This window comes from Streptomyces sp. NPDC006309, from assembly GCF_040613095.1.
Taxonomy (GTDB): Bacteria; Actinomycetota; Actinomycetes; order Streptomycetales; family Streptomycetaceae; genus Streptomyces.
Map to the genome: position 1 here is coordinate 88,662 of NZ_JBEXRO010000002.1, position 20,035 is coordinate 108,696.

General features: G+C 69.7%; 13 protein-coding genes and 2 pseudogenes. 7 read left to right on the plus strand and 8 right to left on the minus strand.

Going from position 1 to position 20,035, the window contains the following annotated elements; translation table 11 throughout:
* Window positions 1-238 precede the first annotated feature (238 nt).
* The 3 genes from gcl to ABZ117_RS03030 form a co-directional block, all read right to left on the minus strand.
* Complete coding sequence (gene gcl, locus ABZ117_RS03020; protein WP_356816795.1) at window positions 239-2,026, minus strand: glyoxylate carboligase; 1,788 nt, start codon at window positions 2,024-2,026, stop codon at window positions 239-241.
* Window positions 2,027-2,369: 343 nt separating this feature from the next.
* The gene (locus tag ABZ117_RS03025; protein WP_356816797.1) at window positions 2,370-3,995 is read right to left on the minus strand and encodes an AMP-binding protein; all 1,626 of its coding nucleotides are present in this window, start codon (window positions 3,993-3,995) and stop codon (window positions 2,370-2,372) included.
* Entirely contained in the window at window positions 3,992-5,665 is a 1,674-nt protein-coding gene (locus ABZ117_RS03030; RefSeq protein WP_356816799.1) for an AMP-binding protein, read from the minus strand. The genes ABZ117_RS03025 and ABZ117_RS03030 overlap by 4 nt, the downstream gene beginning before the upstream one ends.
* Window positions 5,666-5,779: 114 nt before the next feature.
* Here ABZ117_RS03030 and ABZ117_RS03035 point away from each other — a divergent pair, with 114 nt between their 5' ends.
* The 3 genes from ABZ117_RS03035 to ABZ117_RS03045 all read left to right on the plus strand — a co-directional run bounded on the left by ABZ117_RS03035 (window position 5,780) and on the right by ABZ117_RS03045 (window position 10,638).
* A complete protein-coding gene (locus tag ABZ117_RS03035) occupies window positions 5,780-6,610 on the plus strand; it encodes a helix-turn-helix transcriptional regulator (protein WP_356816801.1) in 831 nt (276 codons plus the stop codon).
* 152 nt (window positions 6,611-6,762) lie between these two features.
* On the plus strand, window positions 6,763-9,606 hold the full coding sequence (locus tag ABZ117_RS03040; protein ID WP_356816803.1) for an AAA family ATPase: 2,844 nt from the start codon (window positions 6,763-6,765) through the stop codon (window positions 9,604-9,606).
* 240 nt (window positions 9,607-9,846) lie between these two features.
* The gene (locus ABZ117_RS03045; protein ID WP_356816805.1) at window positions 9,847-10,638 is read left to right on the plus strand and encodes a serine protease; all 792 of its coding nucleotides are present in this window, start codon (window positions 9,847-9,849) and stop codon (window positions 10,636-10,638) included.
* Between the two features lie 134 nt (window positions 10,639-10,772).
* Here ABZ117_RS03045 and ABZ117_RS03050 read toward each other — a convergent pair.
* Window positions 10,773-11,285, minus strand: a pseudogene (locus tag ABZ117_RS03050) (crosslink repair DNA glycosylase YcaQ family protein); the annotation flags it as partial.
* Between the two features lie 155 nt (window positions 11,286-11,440).
* Here ABZ117_RS03050 and ABZ117_RS03055 point away from each other — a divergent pair.
* On the plus strand, window positions 11,441-12,574 hold the full coding sequence (locus ABZ117_RS03055) for a magnesium and cobalt transport protein CorA (RefSeq protein WP_356816807.1): 1,134 nt from the start codon (window positions 11,441-11,443) through the stop codon (window positions 12,572-12,574).
* Between the two features lie 300 nt (window positions 12,575-12,874).
* Here the strand turns inward: ABZ117_RS03055 and ABZ117_RS03060 are convergent, their stop codons facing one another.
* Complete coding sequence (locus tag ABZ117_RS03060; protein WP_356816809.1) at window positions 12,875-13,624, minus strand: SAVMC3_10250 family protein; 750 nt, start codon at window positions 13,622-13,624, stop codon at window positions 12,875-12,877.
* A 175-nt stretch (window positions 13,625-13,799) separates the two neighbouring features.
* On the opposite strand from ABZ117_RS03060, the gene ABZ117_RS03065 reads away from it, so the two are divergent.
* The 3 genes and pseudogenes from ABZ117_RS03065 (at window position 13,800) to ABZ117_RS03075 (ending at window position 17,769) form a co-directional block, all read left to right on the plus strand.
* Window positions 13,800-15,602: a hypothetical protein gene (locus tag ABZ117_RS03065; RefSeq protein ID WP_356816811.1), complete on the plus strand. Its 1,803-nt coding sequence runs from the start codon at window positions 13,800-13,802 to the stop codon at window positions 15,600-15,602.
* A gap of 43 nt (window positions 15,603-15,645) precedes the next feature.
* Window positions 15,646-16,815 carry a serine/threonine-protein kinase gene (locus ABZ117_RS03070; RefSeq protein ID WP_356816813.1) on the plus strand — a complete coding sequence of 390 codons (1,170 nt, stop codon included), beginning with the start codon at window positions 15,646-15,648 and terminating at the stop codon, window positions 16,813-16,815.
* Between the two features lie 335 nt (window positions 16,816-17,150).
* Window positions 17,151-17,769, plus strand: a pseudogene (locus ABZ117_RS03075) (restriction endonuclease).
* 63 nt (window positions 17,770-17,832) lie between these two features.
* Here ABZ117_RS03075 and ABZ117_RS03080 read toward each other — a convergent pair.
* From ABZ117_RS03080 to ABZ117_RS03090, 3 genes are all read right to left on the minus strand, one after another.
* A complete protein-coding gene (locus tag ABZ117_RS03080) occupies window positions 17,833-19,080 on the minus strand; it encodes a site-specific integrase (protein ID WP_356816815.1) in 1,248 nt (415 codons plus the stop codon).
* Between the two features lie 44 nt (window positions 19,081-19,124).
* Window positions 19,125-19,442 carry a helix-turn-helix domain-containing protein gene (locus tag ABZ117_RS03085; protein ID WP_356816817.1) on the minus strand — a complete coding sequence of 106 codons (318 nt, stop codon included), beginning with the start codon at window positions 19,440-19,442 and terminating at the stop codon, window positions 19,125-19,127.
* A 119-nt stretch (window positions 19,443-19,561) separates the two neighbouring features.
* On the minus strand, window positions 19,562-19,846 hold the full coding sequence (locus ABZ117_RS03090) for a helix-turn-helix transcriptional regulator (protein ID WP_356816818.1): 285 nt from the start codon (window positions 19,844-19,846) through the stop codon (window positions 19,562-19,564).
* Between the last annotated feature and the right edge of the window lie 189 nt (window positions 19,847-20,035).

Consider the following 20,035-nt stretch of genomic DNA (forward strand, 5'->3'; position numbering starts at 1 on the left):
GAGTCGGGCACATTATCGGCAAGCGGGGCCCGCCGACACGGGGGCGGCGGACCCCGCACGGGGCGGCACGCGGGCCGTACGGGCCGTACGCCGCCGGCCCCCGGTGGGGCGGGACGCGGGCGACGGGGGTGCCGCTTCCCGCTCGGCCGGGGCGGCGGGGCCGGCCCGGCCGGTGTGCGGGCACGGGAAAGGGGCGGCCGTCCTGGTGGACGGCCGCCCCTTTCCCGTGCCGGGCGTGTCAGACCTTCAGGGGCCTGACCGATGTCGGCGCGTGGCCGGGCTCGGTGGCCAGGTCCTCGAACTCGGAGACGTCACTGATGTCCATGGTGCGGCTCATCGAGATGTTGGTGATCCGCTCCAGGATCGCCTCGACGACGACCGGCACCCGGTACTCGGCGGCCAGCTTCTTCGCCTGCTCGAAGGCGGCGCCCAGCTGGTCCGGCTCGGTGACCCGGATGGCCTTGCAGCCCAGGCCCTCGGCGACCTTGACGTGGTCGACGCCGTAGACGCCCAGCTCGGGCGCGTTGATGTTCTCGAACTCCAGGTTGACCTGGAAGTTGATGTCCAGGCCGATCTGGGCCTGCCGGATCAGGCCGAGGTAGGCGTTGTTCACCAGCACGTGCACGTACGGGATCTTGTGCTGGGCGGCGACCGCCAGCTCCTCGATCATGAACTGGAAGTCGTAGTCGCCGGAGAGCGCGACGACCGGCGCGTCCGGGTCGGCCTTGGCGACGCCGATAGCGGCCGGGATGGTCCAGCCGAGCGGGCCGGCCTGGCCGCAGTTGATCCAGTGGCGCGGCTTGTAGACGTGGAGCATCTGCGCGCCGGCGATCTGGGAGAGGCCGATGGTGGTGACGTACCGGGTGTCCGGGCCGAAGGCCCTGTTCATCTCCTCGTACACGCGCTGCGGCTTCATCGGCACGTTGTCGAAGTGCGTACGGCGCAGCAGCGTCGCCCTGCGCTCCTGGGTGGAGGCCACCCAGTCGGAGCGGTCCGGGAGCCGGCCCGCCGCCTTCAGTTCCTTCGCCACCTCGACGAACAGCTCCAGCGCGGCCTTGGCGTCGGAGACGACCCCGTAGTCCGGCGGGAAGATCTTGCCGATCTGGGTGGGCTCGATGTCGACGTGGACGAACGTGCGGCCCTGCCGGTAGACGTCCAGCTTGTAGCCGGTGTGGCGGTTGGCCCAGCGGTTGCCGATGCCGAGGACGAAGTCGGACTCCAGGAAGGTGGCGTTGCCGTACCGGTGGGAGGTCTGGACGCCGACCATGCCGGCGTTCAGCTCGTGGTCGTCGGGCAGCGTGCCCCAGCCCATCAGGGTGGGGATGACCGGGGTCCGGGTCAGTTCGGCGAACTCGGTCAGCAGGCCGGCGGCGTCGGCGCCGATGACGCCGCCGCCGGCGACGATGACCGGGCGCTCGGAGTCGAGCAGGTAGGAGATCGCCTTCTCGATCTGGGCGCGGGTCGCGGCCGGCTTGTAGACGGGAAGCGGCTCGTACGTCTCCACGTCGAACTCGATCTCGGTGAGCTGCACGTCGATCGGCAGGTCGATCAGGACCGGGCCGGGCCGGCCGGAGCGCATCAGGTGGAAGGCCTGCTGGAAGACGCCGGGAACCTGCGCGGCCTCCAGGACGGTCACCGCCATCTTCGTGACCGGCTTGGCGATCGAGGCGATGTCGACGGCCTGGAAGTCCTCCTTGTGGATGACGTGCGTCGGCGCCTGGCCGGTGATGCACAGGATCGGGACGGAGTCGCCGATGGCCGAGTACAGCCCGGTGATCATGTCGGTGCCGGCGGGACCCGACGTGCCGATGCAGACGCCGATGTTGCCCGGTCGGGTGCGGGTGTAGCCCTCGGCCATGTGCGAGGCGCCCTCGACGTGGCGGGCGAGGGTGTGGCCGATGCCGCCACCCTCCTTGAGGGCCTTGTAGAACGGGTTGATCGCCGCGCCCGGCACACCGAAGGCGTCGGTGACGCCCTCGCGCTTGAGGATCTCAACTGCCGCGCGGGCAGCGGTCATACGGGCCATCGAGTACTCCTGCTTCGGCTGTCGGATGCGTACTCCCGTCGCGCCCCGCGGCGAGCACGGTCTCCAGTGGTCGACCTTCCACAAACTTTCGCATTGTGGAATATCACTTCTACTATCTGGAAGCAATGTAGGTGGGCCGGGCAGGGGCGTCAAGAGTGGTCCGCGAAGCGGCGGGCGCCGAACAGGACTGCGGGGACAGGGGCGGCGCAGGAGACCACCGGGCGCCGGTCACACCGGCGCGGCCACCGGCACGCCGAACGGGCCCCGGCCGAGTACGCCGCCGACGGCGCGCTCGTCCGGGGCCCGCCGTGGAGTACTCAGCGGATGCTCGGCTCCCGCCGTCTCACACCCCGTACGTCTCCCGGAGCTCCACCTTGCGCACCTTGCCCGACACCGTCATGGGGAAGGAGTCGAGGATCCGCAGCCTGCTGGGGATCTTGTAGTGCGCGAGCCGGCCCGCGCAGAAGGAGCGGAGGTCCTCCAGGGTGAGCGGGTCCGCGGGGTCGGCCGGGATGACACAGGCGAGGACCTCTTCGCCGTACCGCTCGTGCGGCACCCCGACGACCTGGACGTCCCGGATGCCGGGGTGGGCGTGCAGGAACTCCTCGATCTCGCGCGGGTAGATGTTCTCGCCACCCCGGATGATCATGTCCTTGATCCGGCCGACGATCTCCACGTATCCGTCCTCACGCATCACCGCGAGGTCCCCGGTGTGCATCCAGCGGCCCGCGTCGATCGCCTCGGCGGTCTTCTCCGGCTCGTCCCAGTAGCCGAGCATCACGCTGTAGCCGCGCGTGCACAGCTCGCCCGCCGTCCCCCGGGGCCGGGTCACCCCGGTGGCCGGGTCGACCACCTTGACCTCCAGATGGGGCAGGACCCGGCCGACGGTGGCGGTGCGGTGCTCCAGGTCGTCCTCGATCCGCGTCTGCAAGGACACCGGTGAGGTCTCCGTCATGCCGTAGCAGATGGAGACCTGCTCCATGTGCATCTCGGTCACCACCCGCTTCATCACCTCCACCGGGCAGGGGGAGCCCGCCATGATGCCGGTGCGCAGGGAGGTCAGGTCGTAGGAGGCGAAGTCCGGCAGGTTCAGCTCGGCGATGAACATGGTCGGGACGCCGTAGAGGGACGTGCAGCGCTCACGCTGTACGGCGTCCAGGGTGGCCGCGGGGTCGAAGGACGGGGCCGGGACGACCATGCAGGCGCCGTGCGAGGTGGCCGCGAGGTTGCCCATGACCATGCCGAAGCAGTGGTAGAACGGCACCGGGATGCAGATCCGGTCCTGCTCGGTGTAGGCGACCGACTCCCCCACGAAGTAACCGTTGTTGAGGATGTTGTGGTGGGAGAGGGTGGCGCCCTTCGGGAAGCCGGTCGTGCCCGAGGTGTACTGGATGTTGATCGGGTCGTCGCAGGACAACGCGGCTTCCCTGGCCCGCAGTTCGTCCAGCAGCGCGTCCGACGGGTGCGCCCCGCGCGCGGTGAAGGCCTCCCAGCCCGGGTCGCCGATGTACACGGTCTCCCGCAGCCGCGGACACGCGTGCCGCACCTCCTCCACCATCGCCCGGTAGTCGCTCGTCCGGTACCGCGGGGAGGCGAACAGCAGGGAGATCCCGGCCTGGCCGAGGACGAACCGCACCTCGTGCGTGCGGTAGGCCGGGTTGATGTTGACCATGACGGCGCCGACCCGGGCGGTGGCGTACTGCACCAGCACCCACTCGGCGCAGTTGACCGCCCAGATGCCCACCCGGTCACCCCGGGCCACCCCGCTCGCCAGCAGCGCGCACGCCAGTTCCTCGACGTCGGCGGCGAACCGGGCGTACGTCCAGCGCCGCCCGGACGGGACGTCGACCAGCGCCTCGCGCTCCGGCCACGTGGCCGCGGCCCGGCCGAGATCGGCGCCGATGGTGTCTCCGAGCAGGGCCGTGGTGCCCGTCCCGTGGGTGTACGACAGTTGCGGGGTCACCGTCATCTGAAGTCCTCCTCGCGGTACTCGTCGCGTGAGCCCGCGGCCGTCGCCTCGCGCAGCTCGATGCGGCGGATCTTGCCGGAGACGGTCTTGGGCAGCGCGCCGAACTCCAGCCGCCGGATGCGCTTGTAGGGGGCGAGCACGCTGCGGGAGTGCTCGAAGAGGATCTTCGCGGTGCCGGGGCCCGGTTCCCAGCCCGCGGCCAGGACGATGTACGCCTTCGGCACGGCGAGGCGCAGCTCGTCCGGGGCGGGCACGACGGCCGCCTCGGCCACCGCCTCGTGCTCCAGCAGCGCGCTCTCCAGCTCGAACGGGCTCACCTTGTAGTCGGAGGCCTTGAACACGTCGTCACTGCGCCCGATATAGGTGAGATATCCCTCTTCGTCGCGGGAGGCGATGTCACCCGTGCGGTAGTAGCCGCCCGCCATGACCTCCGCCGTGCGGTCCGGGTCACCGTGGTAGCCGGTCATCAGGCCGACCGGGCGCTCGGTGAGGTCGAGGGCGATCTCCCCCTCGTTGACGCCGGGCGCGCCGGAGACGGGGTCGAGGAGTTCCACCCGGAAGCCGGGACTGGGACGGCCCATCGAACCCGTCTTCAGCGGCTGGCCGGGGCTGTTGGAGACCTGCACCGCGGTCTCGGTCTGCCCGAAACCGTCCCGGACGGTCACGCCCCAGACCCGGCGGACCTGCTCGATCACCTCGGGGTTGAGCGGCTCGCCGGCCGCCAGCGCCTCACGCGGCGGGGTGCGCAGCCCGCCCAGGTCGGCCTGGATGAGCATGCGCCACACGGTCGGCGGCGCGCAGAACGTGGTGACGCCGGCCCGGTCCATCTCTGCCATCAGCCGGGCCGCGTCGAAGCGGGTGTAATTGACGACGAAGACGGTCGCCTCGGCGTTCCACGGGGCGAACAGGTTGGACCAGGCGTGCTTGGCCCAGCCGGGCGAGGAGATGTTCAGATGCACGTCACCGGGTTTCAGACCGATCCAGTACATGGTGGCCAGGTGCCCGACCGGGTACGAGGTGTGGGTGTGCTCGACCAGTTTGGGGCGGGCGGTCGTACCCGAGGTGAAGTAGAGCATCAGCGGGTCGTCGGCGAGGGTGGGGCCGTCGGGGAGGAACTCGGCGGAGCCCGGGTAGGCGTCCTCGTACGGCTCCCAGCCCTCCTCCGGCAGGCCGCCGACCGCGATCCGCGTGTAGGCGCCGGGCACGTCGGCGAACTTCGCCGTGTCCTCCGCCCGGACGATCACGTGCTTCACGCGGCCCCGCTCCACCCGGTCGCGCAGGTCGGCCGGGCCGAGCAGCGGGGTGGCCGGGATGACGACCGCGCGCAGCTTCATCGCGGCCAGCGCCGTCTCCCACAGCTCCACCTGGTTGCCGAGCATGACGAGGACGCGGTCCTCGGCGGCGACCCCGCGCTCGCGCAGCCACCGGGCCACCCGGTTGGAGCGGTCGGCCAGCTCGGCGAAGGAGAGCCGGGTCTCGGTGCCGTCCTCCTCCACGATGTGCAGCGCGGTCCGGTCGTTGCCGTCGGCGATCACGTCGAACCAGTCCAGCGCCCAGTTGAAGTGCTCGGGCCGCGGCCAGGCGAACCCGTCGTAGGCGGTGGCGTAGTCCTCGCGGTGCTCCAGCAGGAAGTCCCGGGCACCCCTGAAGGCGTCGGTCGCCGTCGTCATCTGTCCTCCCATGGTCCCGGCCATTGCCGGGCGGCTCTCTGGCATCGTCTAATCCGTGATGCAGGTCTCACTACCCCCGAACGGGGGTGAGGACTGCCGAAGGGGCGGACAAAGGTGACGGCAGACGCGGTGAGCGATGTGGTGATCGGTGGCGCGCTGGCCCGGCTGCGGCGTGCGACGGGCCTTCCGGTCGCCTTCGGCGGGCTGGTGGAACCCGGCCGGCCGCGGATCCGCATCAGCGAGCTGAGCGGCACGACCACGGCCTCGCTGCACGCGCTCACGGTGACCTCCGGCAGCGGGCTCGGCGGCCGGGCCGTGGCGCTGGCCCGGCCGTGCGCGGTGACGGACTACTCCAGGTCCCGGCAGATCAGCCACGAGTACGACGTGCCGGTGGCCGCCGAGGGCATCCGCTCGGTGCTCGCGGTGCCGGTCGTGGTCCGGCGCCGGGTACGCGGCGTGCTGTACGGGGCGCTGCGCTCGGCCGAGCCGCTCGGCGACCGCACGCTGGGCGCGGCGGTGGCGGCGGCGCGGGACGTGGAGCAGGCGCTGGTGGTGCGGGACGAGACGCGGGGGCTGCTGGCCGCGGCCCGCCCGGAGCCGGACCGCGCCGGCCGGGGCGCGGGGTGGGAACAGGTGCGCGAGGCACATGCCGCGCTGCGGGCCCTGGTCCCCCGGGTCACCGACCCGGGTCTGCGGGCCGAACTCCTCGCGGCCTGCGGGCTGCTGACCGCGCCGCCACCCGTCGGCGGCGTGACCCTGGCGCCACGCGAGCTGGACGTGCTGTCCTGGGTGGCGGCGGGCGCCACCAACACGGCGGTGGCCGAACGGCTGGGTCTGCGGCCGGAGACGGTCAAGGGTTATCTGCGCTCGGCGATGCGGAAGCTGGGCGCCCACACACGAGGAGAGGCGGTGACCGCGGCCCGCAGGGCGGGACTGCTGCCGTAGCGCGGAGACCGGCAGGAAACCTGCCATTCATGCGGCGGCGCTTCGAATTTCCCTCTGCTTGACCGTTTGTTATTTCCCTCACCACGGCTTCCGTCCGAATTTCCAGGATCGTTGCCTAGAATTTGGCCCGGACACGACACACGAGGGGAGCGGTGACCGTGCGACGGGACTTCCAGGAGCCTGCCAGGTGCCGCCCCGACCTGGTCATCGGCCGCGAGGAGCTGTTCACCGGCGCCCGCGGGCAACTCGCCTCCGGGGGCAGTGTGCTGCTCCACGGCCCCGCCGGAATAGGGAAATCCACCGTCCTGCGGGCATTGGCCGAGGAATACGGCGCCACCGCCCGCACGGTCTTGCGCTGCTCGGCGACGGAGTCCGAATCCCACCTTCCGTTCCTGGCCCTCGCCGACCTCCTCGGCCTGGTCCTGGACGACATCGCCCCGCGGCTGCCGGCCGCCCAGCGCACCGCCCTGGAGTCGGCGCTCACCGGCCGCGGCGAGTCCAGCCTCCAGCGCGACGGCCTCGCCCTGCGCCTGGCCGTGCTCTCCGCGCTGCGCGCCCTCGCCGCCGACGGCCCGGTCCTGATCGTCGCCGACGACCTCCAGTGGCTGGACCCGGCCAGCGCCGAACTGCTCGGTTTCGCCGCCCGGCGCCTGGAGGGCACCCCGGTGCAGCTGCTCTGCGCGGTACGCACCGAAGGGCAGAGCAGCCAGGAGTACGACCGCCACCTGCACTCCTGCCCGCCGGACACCCTCGCCGTCCAGCTCCGCGCGCTCTCGCGCACCCAGGTCGCCCAGTTGCTCGGCCACCGCGGCCACGGCGGCCTGTCCCGGTCCACGGTCCGCGAGATCCACCGCACCAGCGGCGGCAACCCGCTGTTCGCCCTGGAGCTGGGCCGCGCCCTCGCCGAGAGCCCCACCCCGCCCCGCCCCGGCGAACCGCTGCCGGTGCCGACCTCGCTGCGCGCCCTGGTCCTCAGCCGCCTGGACATGCTGTCGGTGGAGGCCCGCCGCACCCTGCTGGTGGCCAGCGCCGGCGCCCGGCCCACCCCGGCGCTGCTGCACGCGGCCGGCCGGGAGAACGCCGAGGCCGAGTGCGCCCAGGCCGCCGAACTCGGGCTGCTGGCCACCGAGCCCGACGCGCCGGCCGTACGGTTCGCGCACCCGCTGATATCCGCCGCGCTGTACGCGGAGACCCCCGCCCAGGAGCGGCGGGCCGCGCACGCGGCGCTGTCCACCGCGGCCTCCGACCCCATCGAACGGGCCCGGCACCTGGCCCTCGCCACCACCGGCACCGACCCACGGGTCGCCGCCCGGCTCGCCGAGGCCGCGGCCCTCGCCCGGGACCGCGGCGCGCCCTCGGTCGCCGCCCAGCTCGGACTGCTCGCCGCCCGGCACACCCCCGCCGACGGGACACCGCGGCAGGAGGAGCGCCGGCTCCAGGCCGCCGAGGACGCGATCACCGCCGGCGAGGTCGACCTGGCCCGGGACATCGCCCGCGAGGTGCTGGCCCGGGCGACCGTGCCCGCCGACCGGGTGCGGGCCTGGATGATCGTCATCGACAGCGCCGGCCACACCATGGCCGAGGTCGACGCCGTCTTCCCGCAGGCCCTCTCCGACGCCGGCGAGGACCCCCGGCTGCTCTCCCTCGTCCACTACCAGCTGGCCTGGCGGGCGCTGATAGTGGAGGGCGACTTCACCGAGGCGCGGGAGGCCGCCGCGCACGCCGCCGGGCTGGCCGCGTCCGGCGGCGACCGGCGCACCGAACTGCTCTCCCTCGCCTTCCAGGCGCAGACCGAGACCCTGATGGGCCATCCGGAGGCGCCCCGCACGATCAAACGGGCCCTGCGGGAACCCCAGGACCCGCGGGTCGCCTGGCATCACAACGGCGCGGGCAGCGCCCGGTTCCGCTGGCTGGTCATGGGCGACCAGCTGGCCGAGGCCCGGGCCACGGTCACCGCCCTGCTGCGCGAGGTCCGCCGGCGCGGCTCGGTCGAGAGCGAGGTGCACTTCCTGCGCGGCCTCGCCGAGACGGAACTGCGGGCCGGGCACTGCGGGCGCGCGCTGGACCTGGCCCGCGAGAGCCTGCGGCTCGCCCGGGACTCCGGCATCGGCGAGACCGCCTCCGCGATGCTGACCTCGCTCGCGGAGGCCTCCGGCGGCGACGTGGACCGGGCGCTGGCGCTCGCCCGGGAGGCGGTGCAGCACGCCGAGGAGGACGGCGACCAGATGTATCTGTCGCGGGCGCTGGGCGCCCTCGGGTACGCCCAGCTGGTGGCCGGGGACCCGGCGGGCACCGTCCGTTCGCTGCGCCGGGTGCGCGGGCTGGAGCTGGCGCTCGGCATCACCGACCCGGCCCGGGGCCGCTGGCAGGGCGACCTCGCCGAGGCGCTCGTCCGGACGGGTGAGCCCGGCGAGGCGCAGGACGTCATCGACGTCAGCCGCGAGCACGCGCTGCGGCTCGGCCGGGAGAGCGTCCTCGCCGTCCTCGACCGGTCCGAGGCGCTGGTGCGGGCCGCGCGGGGCGACCTGGAGGCCGCGCTCGCCCAGCTGACGTCCGCTCAGGACCGGCTCGGCAAGCTCGGCTACGGTCTGGAGGAGGCGCGGGCCGCGTTCGCGCTGGCCCGGCTGCGCAGCAGGCGCCCGGCCGAGGGGGCGCCCCGGACCGGTGCGGCCAACGTCTTCGACGAGGCCGCCCGGATGTTCCGGCGCTGCCGGGCGCTGCCCTGGTTGCGCCAGGTGGACGAAGCACTCACCACCCCCGAGCGGGACGTGGCCCCGGCCGTGCCGGAGGCGCTGCACGCCCTGGACGGGCTGGCCGCGATGGAGCGTCAGGTGGCCGCGCTGGTCATGGAGGGGGCCACCAACCGGGAGATCGCCGCCCGGCTGTTCATCAGCGTGAAGACGGTGGAGGCGACCCTGACCCGGGTCTACCGGAAACTGGGGATCCGGTCGCGCGTCGACATCGTCCGATTGGCGGCAGGTCACCGCGCGAACTGAGCAGGGCCCTTGTTAACTGAGCCGGACCGAGGGTTTTCCCTCACCCAACCCCCTAGGGGGTTCCCTCATTGGGAGCCGAGGGTTCCGGGTCCTAGCGTAAAGGGCGTGCCGCTCGCCCGGGCACATGGGGGTCGGTCCCCTCTCCGAGTTCCCGACCGTGCTCGAGCAGGGGACCCCCGCCCCATGCACTCCCCACACCCGCGCGACCCCCCACCGGTGCAACCCCCACTGAGGAGACTCATGTTCGGGACCCTACGTGTGAGAAAGACCGCCGCGACCCTGGTGGCCACCGCCGCCGCCGCCGCGACCGCGCTGCTCGCCGCGCCCACGGCGAGCGCCGCCCCCCAGCCCGTCGTCGGCGGTACGACGACCACGACGACCGCGTACCCGTTCATGATGCAGATCACGGACGCGTCCCAGAACCAGTTCTGCGGCGGCACCCTGGTGGCACCCAGGAAGGTCGTGACGGCCGCCCACTGCATGGTCGGCGAGAGCACCGCCGGCGTCCGCGTCGTCGGCGGCCGGACCTACCTCAACGGCACCAACGGCACGGTCGGCAAGGTCAGCAAGATCTGGATCAACCCGGACTACTCGGACGCCACCAACGGCGACGACGTGGCCGTGCTGACCCTGTCCACGTCGATGCCGTACACCCCGGCGTCGTACGTCTCCTCCAGCCAGACGGGCGTCTACGCGGCCGGCACCACGGCCCGGATCCTCGGCTGGGGCACCACCTCGGAGAACGGCGGCTCCTCCAACCAGCTGCGGACCGCGACCGTCCCGGTCGTGGCCGACTCCAGCTGCCGTTCCTCCTACGGTTCGGACTTCGTCCAGTCCGACATGGTCTGCGCCGGATACACCTCCGGCGGCGTCGACACCTGCCAGGGCGACAGCGGCGGTCCCCTGCTCATCGGGGGCGTCCTGGCAGGGATCACTTCCTGGGGCGAGGGGTGCGCGGAGGCGGGCTACCCGGGTGTCTACACCCGGCTGGCCACCTTCTCGGACCTGGTGACCGCGCAGGTCAACTCGTGACCCGGAAGACTTCCCGAGCACACCTCGGGTAACCGCCGGGGGGCGTTGCGGGCCACCACGAGCGGCCCGCAACGCCCCCTCTCCAACGCCCCTCACCCCATGTCCGGCTCACCGCCCCGACCGCGCCCGACCGGCGGAAGCGTGCACCGGGCGGCGACGCCGAGGGTCTGCGCATCGGCGTCCGGCCACACGGCACCGAGGTGGCGCGGCTGGGCCATGCTCCGCGGCCCGGTCTCGACCAGATCGCGGGTCACGGCGGCGAGACGGTCCGGGTCGACGCCGGCCAGACCGGTGCGGAAGCCGCCCACTTCGCGCAGGCGGGCCGGCTGGACGAAGAGCCGCAGGGCGAGGCAGTCGTCGGCGGTGTGGATCGTGGAGCGCGGGGTGACGATACGGGCGACCCGGCGGCCGGCCATGAGCGTGGACAGCCGTTCCGGCGCGGAGCCGTCGAGGCGCGCGGCCGGCGCGTAGTACGGGGGCCGGGTGTTCCGGGCCTGGAGGCCCAGCAGGTGGCCGACCGCGTCCGGGGCGGACCGACCGGAGCGGTGCAGCAGGAGCTGCCGGGCGAGGGTGGCACGGTTCGAGGCCCGGGCGCCGAGGACCGGAACGGCCGCCGCGCCGCTCTTCCTCGCACAGTTCGTCGCCATGACCGCGGGGTGACACCGGTCGGGGACACCTTCGGTCCGCGACTTCCGCCGGGACCCGCACCGTGGCTTCCGCCGGTCGCGGCGGGCCGCGGATATCCTGCTGGTAGCCGCGCCGGGTGAGCACGCCCGCCGCGGGCACCACCGGGAGGCGGCCGATGCCCGAGCGACCCAACGGCAGGAACGGCGGCCGCAGGTCCGGCTGGCGCCGCGCCCTCACCCCGGCCCAGCCCCCCGCCGCCGGGCCGCCCACACCCTCCCCCGCCGAGCCGCCCGACGTCGTACAAGCCGTGCTCTACCGCGACGGCGTCCGCGTCTCCTCACCCGCCACCCTGGCCGAGACCTACCACGCGCTGCGCGAGCAGCCCAGCGGCATGGCCTGGATCGGCCTCGCCCGGCCCACCGGCAGCGAACTCCACTCCCTGGCGACCGAGTTCGATCTCCACCCGCTGGCCATCGAGGACGCCATGGAGGCCCACCAGCGGCCCAAGCTGGAACGGTACGGCGACACGCTGTTCGTCGTGCTGAGCGCCGCGCGCTACCTCGACGCCCCCGAGGAGGTCGACTTCGGCGAGCTGCACGTCTTCGTCGGCCCCGACTTCGTCATCACGGTCCGGCACGGCGACGCCCCCGACCTGTCGGCGGTCCGCCGCCGCATGGAGGACGCGCCCGAGCTGCTGGCACTCGGCCCGGAGGCGGTGCTGTACGCGATCCTGGACGCGGTGGTCGACGGCTACGCGCCCGTCGTGGCCGGCGTCCAGAACGACATCGACGAGATCGAGACCGAGGTGTTCCGCGGCGACCCCGAGGTCTCCCGCCGCATCTACGGACTCTCCCGCGAGATGGTCGAGTTCCAGCGCGCCACCCGCCCCCTCGTCGGCATGCTGCACGGCCTGATGGCCGGGTTCGCGAAATACGAGACCGACGAGGAACTCCAGCGCTACCTCAGGGACGTCGCCGACCACGTCACGCACACCAGCGAACGCGTCGACGGCTTCCGCCAGGCCCTCACCGAGATCCTCACCGTCAACGCGACCCTGGTCACCCAGCAGCAGAACGCGGAGATGCGGGCCCTCGCGGAGGCGGGCTTCGAACAGAACGAGGAGGTCAAGAAGATCTCCTCTTGGGCCGCCATTCTGTTTGCACCCACGTTGGTGGGAACCATCTACGGCATGAACTTCGACACCATGCCGGAACTGCACTGGGTCGCGGGCTACCCCTTCGCCATCCTGTTGATGGCAGTGGTCTGCACGAGCCTGTACGTCATCTTCAAGAAACGCGACTGGCTATAGCTGGCCGACTCGATCCACTGATCAACTTCGCCATGGCGAACGTCACCGAGGAGCCGGTCCGGGGACCCGGGGAGAATCTGGGGAGAATGCGCAGCCCAACCTGACAGCGTGCTTCCCAGGCCGCGTCAGCCCTGCCCCCGGCCCGGACAGGAGATCCAACAGCCAGGCCCGTGAACCACTTGCCAATGCCACGACCACAGTCACCAGACGTATGGTCTCGGTCAACGATCACCCGCAAGGGGCCCTTCACCTGCAGGCCATCCGCCTGCCGTAGAGACGTAACGCGAAGTTTCCGCAGAATCACGCGAGCGCCTGCGGAGAGTCGCCTGTCGCGTACTCCACAACGAGGGGGCTTGCCACAACACAGCGAGGAGCGGCGGGGGTACGCGGAAGAACCCCCGTAATACGCGCGTAGCCGGTCATCATCGCGGACATGTCGATGCCACCGTCCTCATCGTCCAGTGCATTTAGCAGCTCTTGCACGCCCCGGCCGTGAAGGCGCACGGCGCTTCGGGGTGGTGACTGCTCTGCCGAGAGAGGGTCACGGAGCCTGGTAAGTGCCTCTACGACCTGCCCCGCCCTGGTGACGAACGCGGTTCCCAGGCTGGAAGCCGAGTTCTCCACCTCCAACGCGGGTCCATCTACCGGCATGGGGGTCCACCCCCTAAGATGCCGAACCGATCCATGCATGATCAAACGAGAGCGTTCATCAGGCGCAGGCTCCGTTCCGGTACCGCTTCCAGAGTCCACGAACAGCACGAGGTCCTGATGGGCGCCACTGAGCGTCACGCAACGAATCGGCGCCTCGAACTGCACCCACTGACCAGGACGCAGGTCAGGCGCCTCGTACCAATCTGCCACGAGACCAACATGCTTGTACACGTCGCGCAGGTGTCGCAACTGGCCTTGTTCCGAGTCGGGCGCAGGTGCATCCATATCGATACCGCCAAACGGCGACGTCACCCGGAGAGCGCCAGCGCGTGGGACGCGACGAGGCTCAGGCACGAACTGTCGCAACTTGCTCTCAGACAAGTAGACGATCTCACGCAAGGGGCGCCCCGTCCGCTCGGGTGGTCAAGTGACACGCTCATACTGCCACCCCCTGCCGACACTGGTTGGAACATCTCAATGCCCGTACAGATCAAGCCAGTCGCCCTCTAAACGGCCGCATGACGTCGAGAATGAAGGGCACGCACCACACGCGGCGATGACATCGGGGGATGCCATGGATGACTGGCTTGAGCCGGGTTCGGCGCTACACCGACTCACCGAGCGAATCGACGGCATCGAGACGGGACAAGGACGCCACGAGGGCAAGCTCGACAGCTTCAGGGACGGACTTCACCGCGTCGAAGAGGACGTTGTAAGGCTCAGCGACGAGGTCGACCATGTACGCCGGGAGATCTCAGGGCTGGAGAGCGCGGTCGCCGACACACGCCAGACTCTCGACACCTTCATCGAACAGTACGGACGCGACCGAGAAGTCTCCAAGGCGCAGGCGGAGCTATCTCGCCTGACGACCGAATGGTACGCGGCCTTCTCGCAGCGCAAGCAAACTCGCGCACTGGCCCGTGGACTGGTACACACGCTCACCGCGCAGGCCGTCTACCGAAACGTGGTGAACACAGCCACCGTTCGGGCTAGCTCCGAGGAGCGGCTGCTCCTCGAACCTACGTACTGGCTCGCTCCCGCCACGATGGCGGTCGCGGCCAAGTTCCGCAACGAGGAGGAACAGGGAGAGCGTGCACGGGCACACGCATGCGCCTTGGACGCCGCTAAGGCAAACCTCTTCTTCTCGTTGACATGTTCCCGTCTCGGCGACGAGAAGGAAGCCGCTGCATGGATGGACCTCTACCTCCAGTCACTTGATCCCAATGAGCTGGGCCAGGATTTCTTGGTCGTCTTGGAAGCGATCGCCGGCAAGGAACTGGGCGCGGAGGCACTTGGATATACCCAGCAGGCCATGGCGCGATGGAGCCGAGGCGACTCGGCCCTCTCAGCCGGCGGCTACGCATCACCCAAAGCAAGTGGTGGCACCGACCTGGAGTCCCGACTCCTGAATCTACGCAGCCGCCTTACCGAGAGTCGGTACAAAGCTCTCCGCGAGACATGCGGCACCCAGTGGGAGGCCCTTCAGGACGGCTGGGAACTCTCGACTGTGGTCGACAGGACGTTGGCTCACCTTGACGAGACGTTTCCAGATGGATTCGACGAGGCCGACCCGGTCGACACATCGGTTAGAAGCGGCGTCCACGTCGAAAGCGCTCTGGAGCGTCTTATCGACCAACTCGAGCCGGACGAAGGGGCCATGCGCGAGCGGATGCGCCGCCTTGAACGCATCATCGAGTACGGAGGAGATCTTGAGGCAGCTGGCCAAGCGCACGATTCGTCACTTGCCGTTGACGCTGCGCCGGTCTCACTCATCACACTCCTCGATCAGGCTGTATTCGAACCAGACGAGGTACGACTCGGTCAGCCGGCTCGCCGCATGGCCTTGCATGCCATCTGGCCCGGCTTAGAGGAAGCCGCCCAGCGCTTCGTCATCACCTCCCGAGATCGCCTTCCGCGTCATGTCACGTTGCGCGTTGGAGCCTGGTCCTACTCCGTGCCGACAGACCCGCGGCGGATGGTGGATCCGAACCGGCTTGTCAATGACCTCACCTCGCGTATCGAGCGCCAAACTCAAGGCCAGTCGGACGCCGTGGTACGCAGATGGCCTCGACTGCTAGCCGCCCTGACAATGGGCACCCTCACCGGGGCACTGCTGACTCCATTCGTTGACGACGGGGCACGGTGGATCTTTCTTCTGCTCACGATCGGCATGTTCACTTGGGCAGGTTGGGAGATGTGGAGCGTGCCGCTCCGAAAAAGGCGTGTACGCGATCATGGAATGCGAGTGCGCCACGAAGCTGTCACGACGTTAGCCGACGCGCTACGCCAGTGTGAGGACTTCTTCGAGGATTGGCATGCCTCGCTGGACCGGCTGGATTTCCTCACCCAATGGGGCGAGACCCACAGGCAAGACTGACTGCGGAATACGATAATCCAGCCAGAGGACGGAAGGCATCCACGTGGACAGCAATAAGTTAATCGGCGGCCGTTATAGAAAAATGGGAGACAGGCCGGTCAGTGGCGCCATGGGTGATGTTTGGCCAGCCGAGGACATTAAACTGGTCCGCACTGTGGCCCTGAAATTTCTTGCGCGACAGCGCCTCCGCCATCAGGGCGCCCTCACGGAATTCACCGATTGGACGGTGAAAAGATTCGGACGAGAGGGGGTTGCCATGGCCCGGATCAGCCACCCTCACGTCGCACACATCTACGACACTGGAGAGCACGAGGGTGAGCTTTACATCGTCATGGAGTACATCCAGGGAAAATCACTAGCCACCCATTTGAAGGAGGGTCCCACCGTTACCCTTGAGCGAGCCGTGCGCTGGACACGCCAGATGTGCGAGGGCCTCCAGGCCGCGCACTCGCGCAAGGTACTGCACCATGACATCAAACCCGACAACGTCATGATCACGAATACGAGTGAAGTCAAGATCGTGGATTTCGGGCTTGCATCCTTCGCCGATGCCACCCAATCTCACACAGGTGTGGGCACCGCGCTGTACAAAGCGCCAGAGAGGTGGAATGGCAAGCCTGGAAGCACACAGAGCGACCTGTACTCCGTAGGCTGCGTCCTATACGAAATGCTGGCTGGGCGCCCACCATTTGGTACTCCTCAGGACGATCCCATGACCGTTGGTAGGATGCACCAGGACAACTCACTGGCGCCACCAAGCGCCCACCGTCCAGGCATCCCCGAGGAACTCGACCTGATCGTCGAGATTCTCTTAGCCAAGGATCCTGGATATCGTCCGCGGAGCGCGGAGGCAGTCGCCGTGGCCATGAAAGATATCCAGCAGTCCCTAGGAACTGAAGACGTGCCCGTCACAAACGGGGCAAAGGCGTCTGACGCCCAGCACAGCAATGCGTCCCATTCGGAGCGCCTTCAGGAATTTGATCGCCGCATCTTCGAGTCGGAACTCCGCTTCGGTCCGGGAAGTCAGGAAGCGTTAGCGGCACGCGTAGAACATGCGGAACTCACCGGCCAGTCAGGGGACGCGCGTGGAGCCGCAGCCTTGTACAACCGCCTCGGGCGCGACTGTCAGGACTTCTTCGGGCCGCATGACACACGAGTACTCAACGCCTTCGAAGGTGTGGCTCGCTGGATCGCGAGATCGGGCGCAAGTTGACCAGCTGACAACGGCGTTGAGGCCGAACCGGAGCCGACCCTCTCACCGAGGGAGGACCACCACAGCACCGGGCTTCCTGCATCAGACGGATACATGAGCGTGCGCAGCTACATCCGCCGTAGGCCAGGTCCCAAAAAGGATAAAAGCCTAAGCGTCTGGGCCGTGGCCGGCCTGTGCGCGGGGGTGTAGCTCTGCGGGCAGGCCTTCGGGTTCGGCGACAACACCGCCGAACAACAGCCCGCGCCGAAGGCCGCCGTCTCCGCGCCAGCGGGCGGGCAGTGACGGCCCGACGTCGGCGAAGCATCCAGTGGCGACCGCGCAATACCGCAGACGTCCTGGGTGCGGCAGCCGTTGCCCTCGCGCTCGCGGTCGCCTGGCACAGGCCGCATCGCGCCTCCTCGCGAAGGCCGCCGAGAGCTGGCCACTGCTGGTCCTGATCGGTCTGGCACTCGCCACCGGCTTGGCCTGCCTCCGGATACGACGCTCCCACCGGAACCACGCGGACAGCGAGAGGCCGGCTCGTCTGCGCATCACCTTGGCCGAGTTGGACGCAATGGACGACCAGCAGTTCGAGTATGCGCTACGCGATCTCCTCGTCCGCGACGGCTGGGCGGCCACGAAGGTGGGGCCGAGGCGGGGACCAGGCCGCGGACGTGATCGGCGTCCTGGTACCCCTCGGACGGATCGTGGTGCAGGCGAAGCACACCCGCGTCGGAGGCAAGGTCGGCTCGTCGGTGATGTACGAGGTGAAGGGCACAGCAGGGCCCGCGCACAGAGCGGACCACGCGGTCGTCGTCACCAACGGCTCCTTCACGCGCGGCGCCACGGCCTGGGGCGACCGCCACGGAGTCCACTGACCGACTGGACCAATGGGCCCACGATGGCAAGGCCCTGCACGAACTGCTCAGACTGCCCTCCCGGCGCTCCCGCCTGCCCTGGCGCCGAGCGGCATGAGACGCAGAGCCTGACCCACCAACGAGAACGGGGTGGCACAGCATGAGCTGTGCCACCCCGTTCTCAGGCAAGGGCAAGTTCTTCTGGGACGTACTGAGGGGCCACTCCGAGCAACGCATCGACTGCCGAGCGGCCTTTACCGCCGGCCTCGGGCATGAAGTGGGCGTAGTGGTCGAGGGTGATGGTCGGGCTGGAGTGGCCGAGCCATCGTGCGAGGGTGACGACGGATTCACCCGCCTCGAGGATCACGGAGGCGTAGGTGTGCCGGAGCACGTGGAAGCCGTCCTTGCGGGAGGCCTTCCAGCGCTGGCCGTTCTCCCGCACGGGGATCACGCCGGCCTTCGCGAGGGCGGGCTTCCACACCTCGTCGTTGAAGATGTTGGCGCGGATGGCGTTGCCGTAGGTCGTGGTCAGGACCAGCGGGAAGGTGCGCTTCTCCCGATCGGGTTCGGGGCCGCCCCAGGGCAGCTCGACCTCAACAGCCGGGTGTTGCAGGAAGTGTGCGCGCAGCTCGGCGGCCACCGAAGGCGGCATGTCGACGACGCGGGTCTTCCCGCCCTTGGGAAAGGTGAAGTACAGGCGGCCGTACAGGAGCTGGACCTGTCGGCGGACGCGGATGAGGCCGCGCTCGAAGTCGACGTCCGCCGACGACAGCCCGAAGACCTCCCCCTGGCGCAGCCCACAGCCGAGGGCGACGACGACGGCGATCCGGTACCGCTGGTTGATGACGTCCCGTACCCGCCGCGCGGTCTCCAGTAGCCACGCCTCCCGCTGATCCTCGGGAGCCTTGGGCCAGCGCACCGACTTGGCGCGCATCGGCTTGCGGACCAGACGCTTGTCGTCGATCGCCGTCTCGAAGACGTTCGAGAGGGTGGTCAGGATCTGTCGGGCATAGCGCGGTGCGCACTCACCTTCGAGCGTGGCGATGTAGCCGCGCAGAACGGACGCGGAGACGTCCCGCAGCGCCACTTCGCCGATGTGCGGAAGGACGTGGAGGCGCACGCGCTCGTCGACCCGCTTGACCGTGCCCGGTGCTCCACGCACGCCCGCCTGCCAGTGGTGCCTGACGTAGTCGGCGATGGTGATGGAGCCGTCGCGCGGATCGACGAACTCGCCCCGCTCACTGTCGGTACCGGCCCTGCGGAGCCACGCCTTGGCGTCCTCCAGGGTGTCGAACGACATGCCCCGGACCCCCGGGATGCCCGCAACCCGGTAGCGACTCCCCTTTCCGTACCGGGCAGTGCGCTCGCGCTTGCCGGTGACGGGGTCCTTCTTCTTGTTGATCCAGCGGTCTTCGATGTAGCCGGCCAAGTGTTTCCTTGCAGGTAGGGGTCGGGAGGGGCGGCCGGGAGGCGTCAGACGGTTGCCAAGTAGGCGGCGCGCCGCTGCGGTGCGGCGCTCACCGGGTTGAGGGCGGGGTTGGATCGGGAATCCGCCTGCTCCTGCTCCCGTATCCAGGCGTCGAGCGCATCGATCCGGTACGTCACTCGCCCGCGGGCACCCATGCGGAAACTCGGCGGACCCTGGCGCCGGTGACGCCATACGTAGAGCGTCTTGGGTGAAATACCGAGATATTCAGCCGCGTCCTGCACCCCGAGAAACGCGCGACCGATGGCCGGACGGTGACGGAATCCGACAGCGGTAACGGAGGAGGCCGGGTCGATAGAAGACAAGCGAGAATCCTTAAGGCAGACGAAGGGAATGAAAGCGCCCCGCCGCCATGGGCGGCGAAGACGTACAGGACCACGAATGGTCCGGAGAATCCCCGGTTTCGGAAACCGGGGATCGTCGGCTATATTCCGCCCACCCCGGCGGGAGCCGGGTGGATCGGCACCGTCGCCAGCAAGATCTGCGGAGGGGTTCCGAGGGCGGCAGCGATGGCGACGAGGTCGTCGATGTCGCAGCGCCGGACCGTGCGTTCGATACGTGAGAGCGCGGTGAAGGTCATGGGGCGACCGAGTGCGGTGACGCGGGCAGCGAGCTGGCGCTGGGAGTAGCCACGGGCGACGCGGGTGCGTTCGATGGCGTGGGCGGCGGCCCGTCCGGCGGGTCCGATTTCAAGGGGGCGTGGCGGCATTGCTGTGTTGTAGCTTGCGCGCCCGAGCCTTCGGAAGGCTTTCCTGTCTGCCGTGAGCGATGCCAGCAGATTTCAGGGGCGATTTCGGCGACCGGGATTTCAGGTCTACCCTGCAGCCGGAAAATCTTTCAGGAATCCTAGAACCAGCTCTGGACTTCCGGGGCAGGGGTGTGGCTGTGTTGTCCACGC

Excerpts from the sequence above, each read along its gene's own strand:
- ABZ117_RS03045 (WP_356816805.1), top strand. The coding sequence starts at position 9,847 with ATGTTCGGGACCCTACGTGTGAGAAAGACCGCCGCGACCCTGGTGGCC.
- gcl (WP_356816795.1), bottom strand. The coding sequence starts at position 2,026 with ATGGCCCGTATGACCGCTGCCCGCGCGGCAGTTGAGATCCTCAAGCGC.
- ABZ117_RS03065 (WP_356816811.1), top strand. The coding sequence starts at position 13,800 with ATGGATGACTGGCTTGAGCCGGGTTCGGCGCTACACCGACTCACCGAG.
- ABZ117_RS03055 (WP_356816807.1), top strand. The coding sequence starts at position 11,441 with ATGCCCGAGCGACCCAACGGCAGGAACGGCGGCCGCAGGTCCGGCTGG.
- ABZ117_RS03090 (WP_356816818.1), bottom strand. The coding sequence starts at position 19,846 with ATGCCGCCACGCCCCCTTGAAATCGGACCCGCCGGACGGGCCGCCGCC.
- ABZ117_RS03025 (WP_356816797.1), bottom strand. The coding sequence starts at position 3,995 with ATGACGGTGACCCCGCAACTGTCGTACACCCACGGGACGGGCACCACG.
- ABZ117_RS03030 (WP_356816799.1), bottom strand. The coding sequence starts at position 5,665 with ATGACGACGGCGACCGACGCCTTCAGGGGTGCCCGGGACTTCCTGCTG.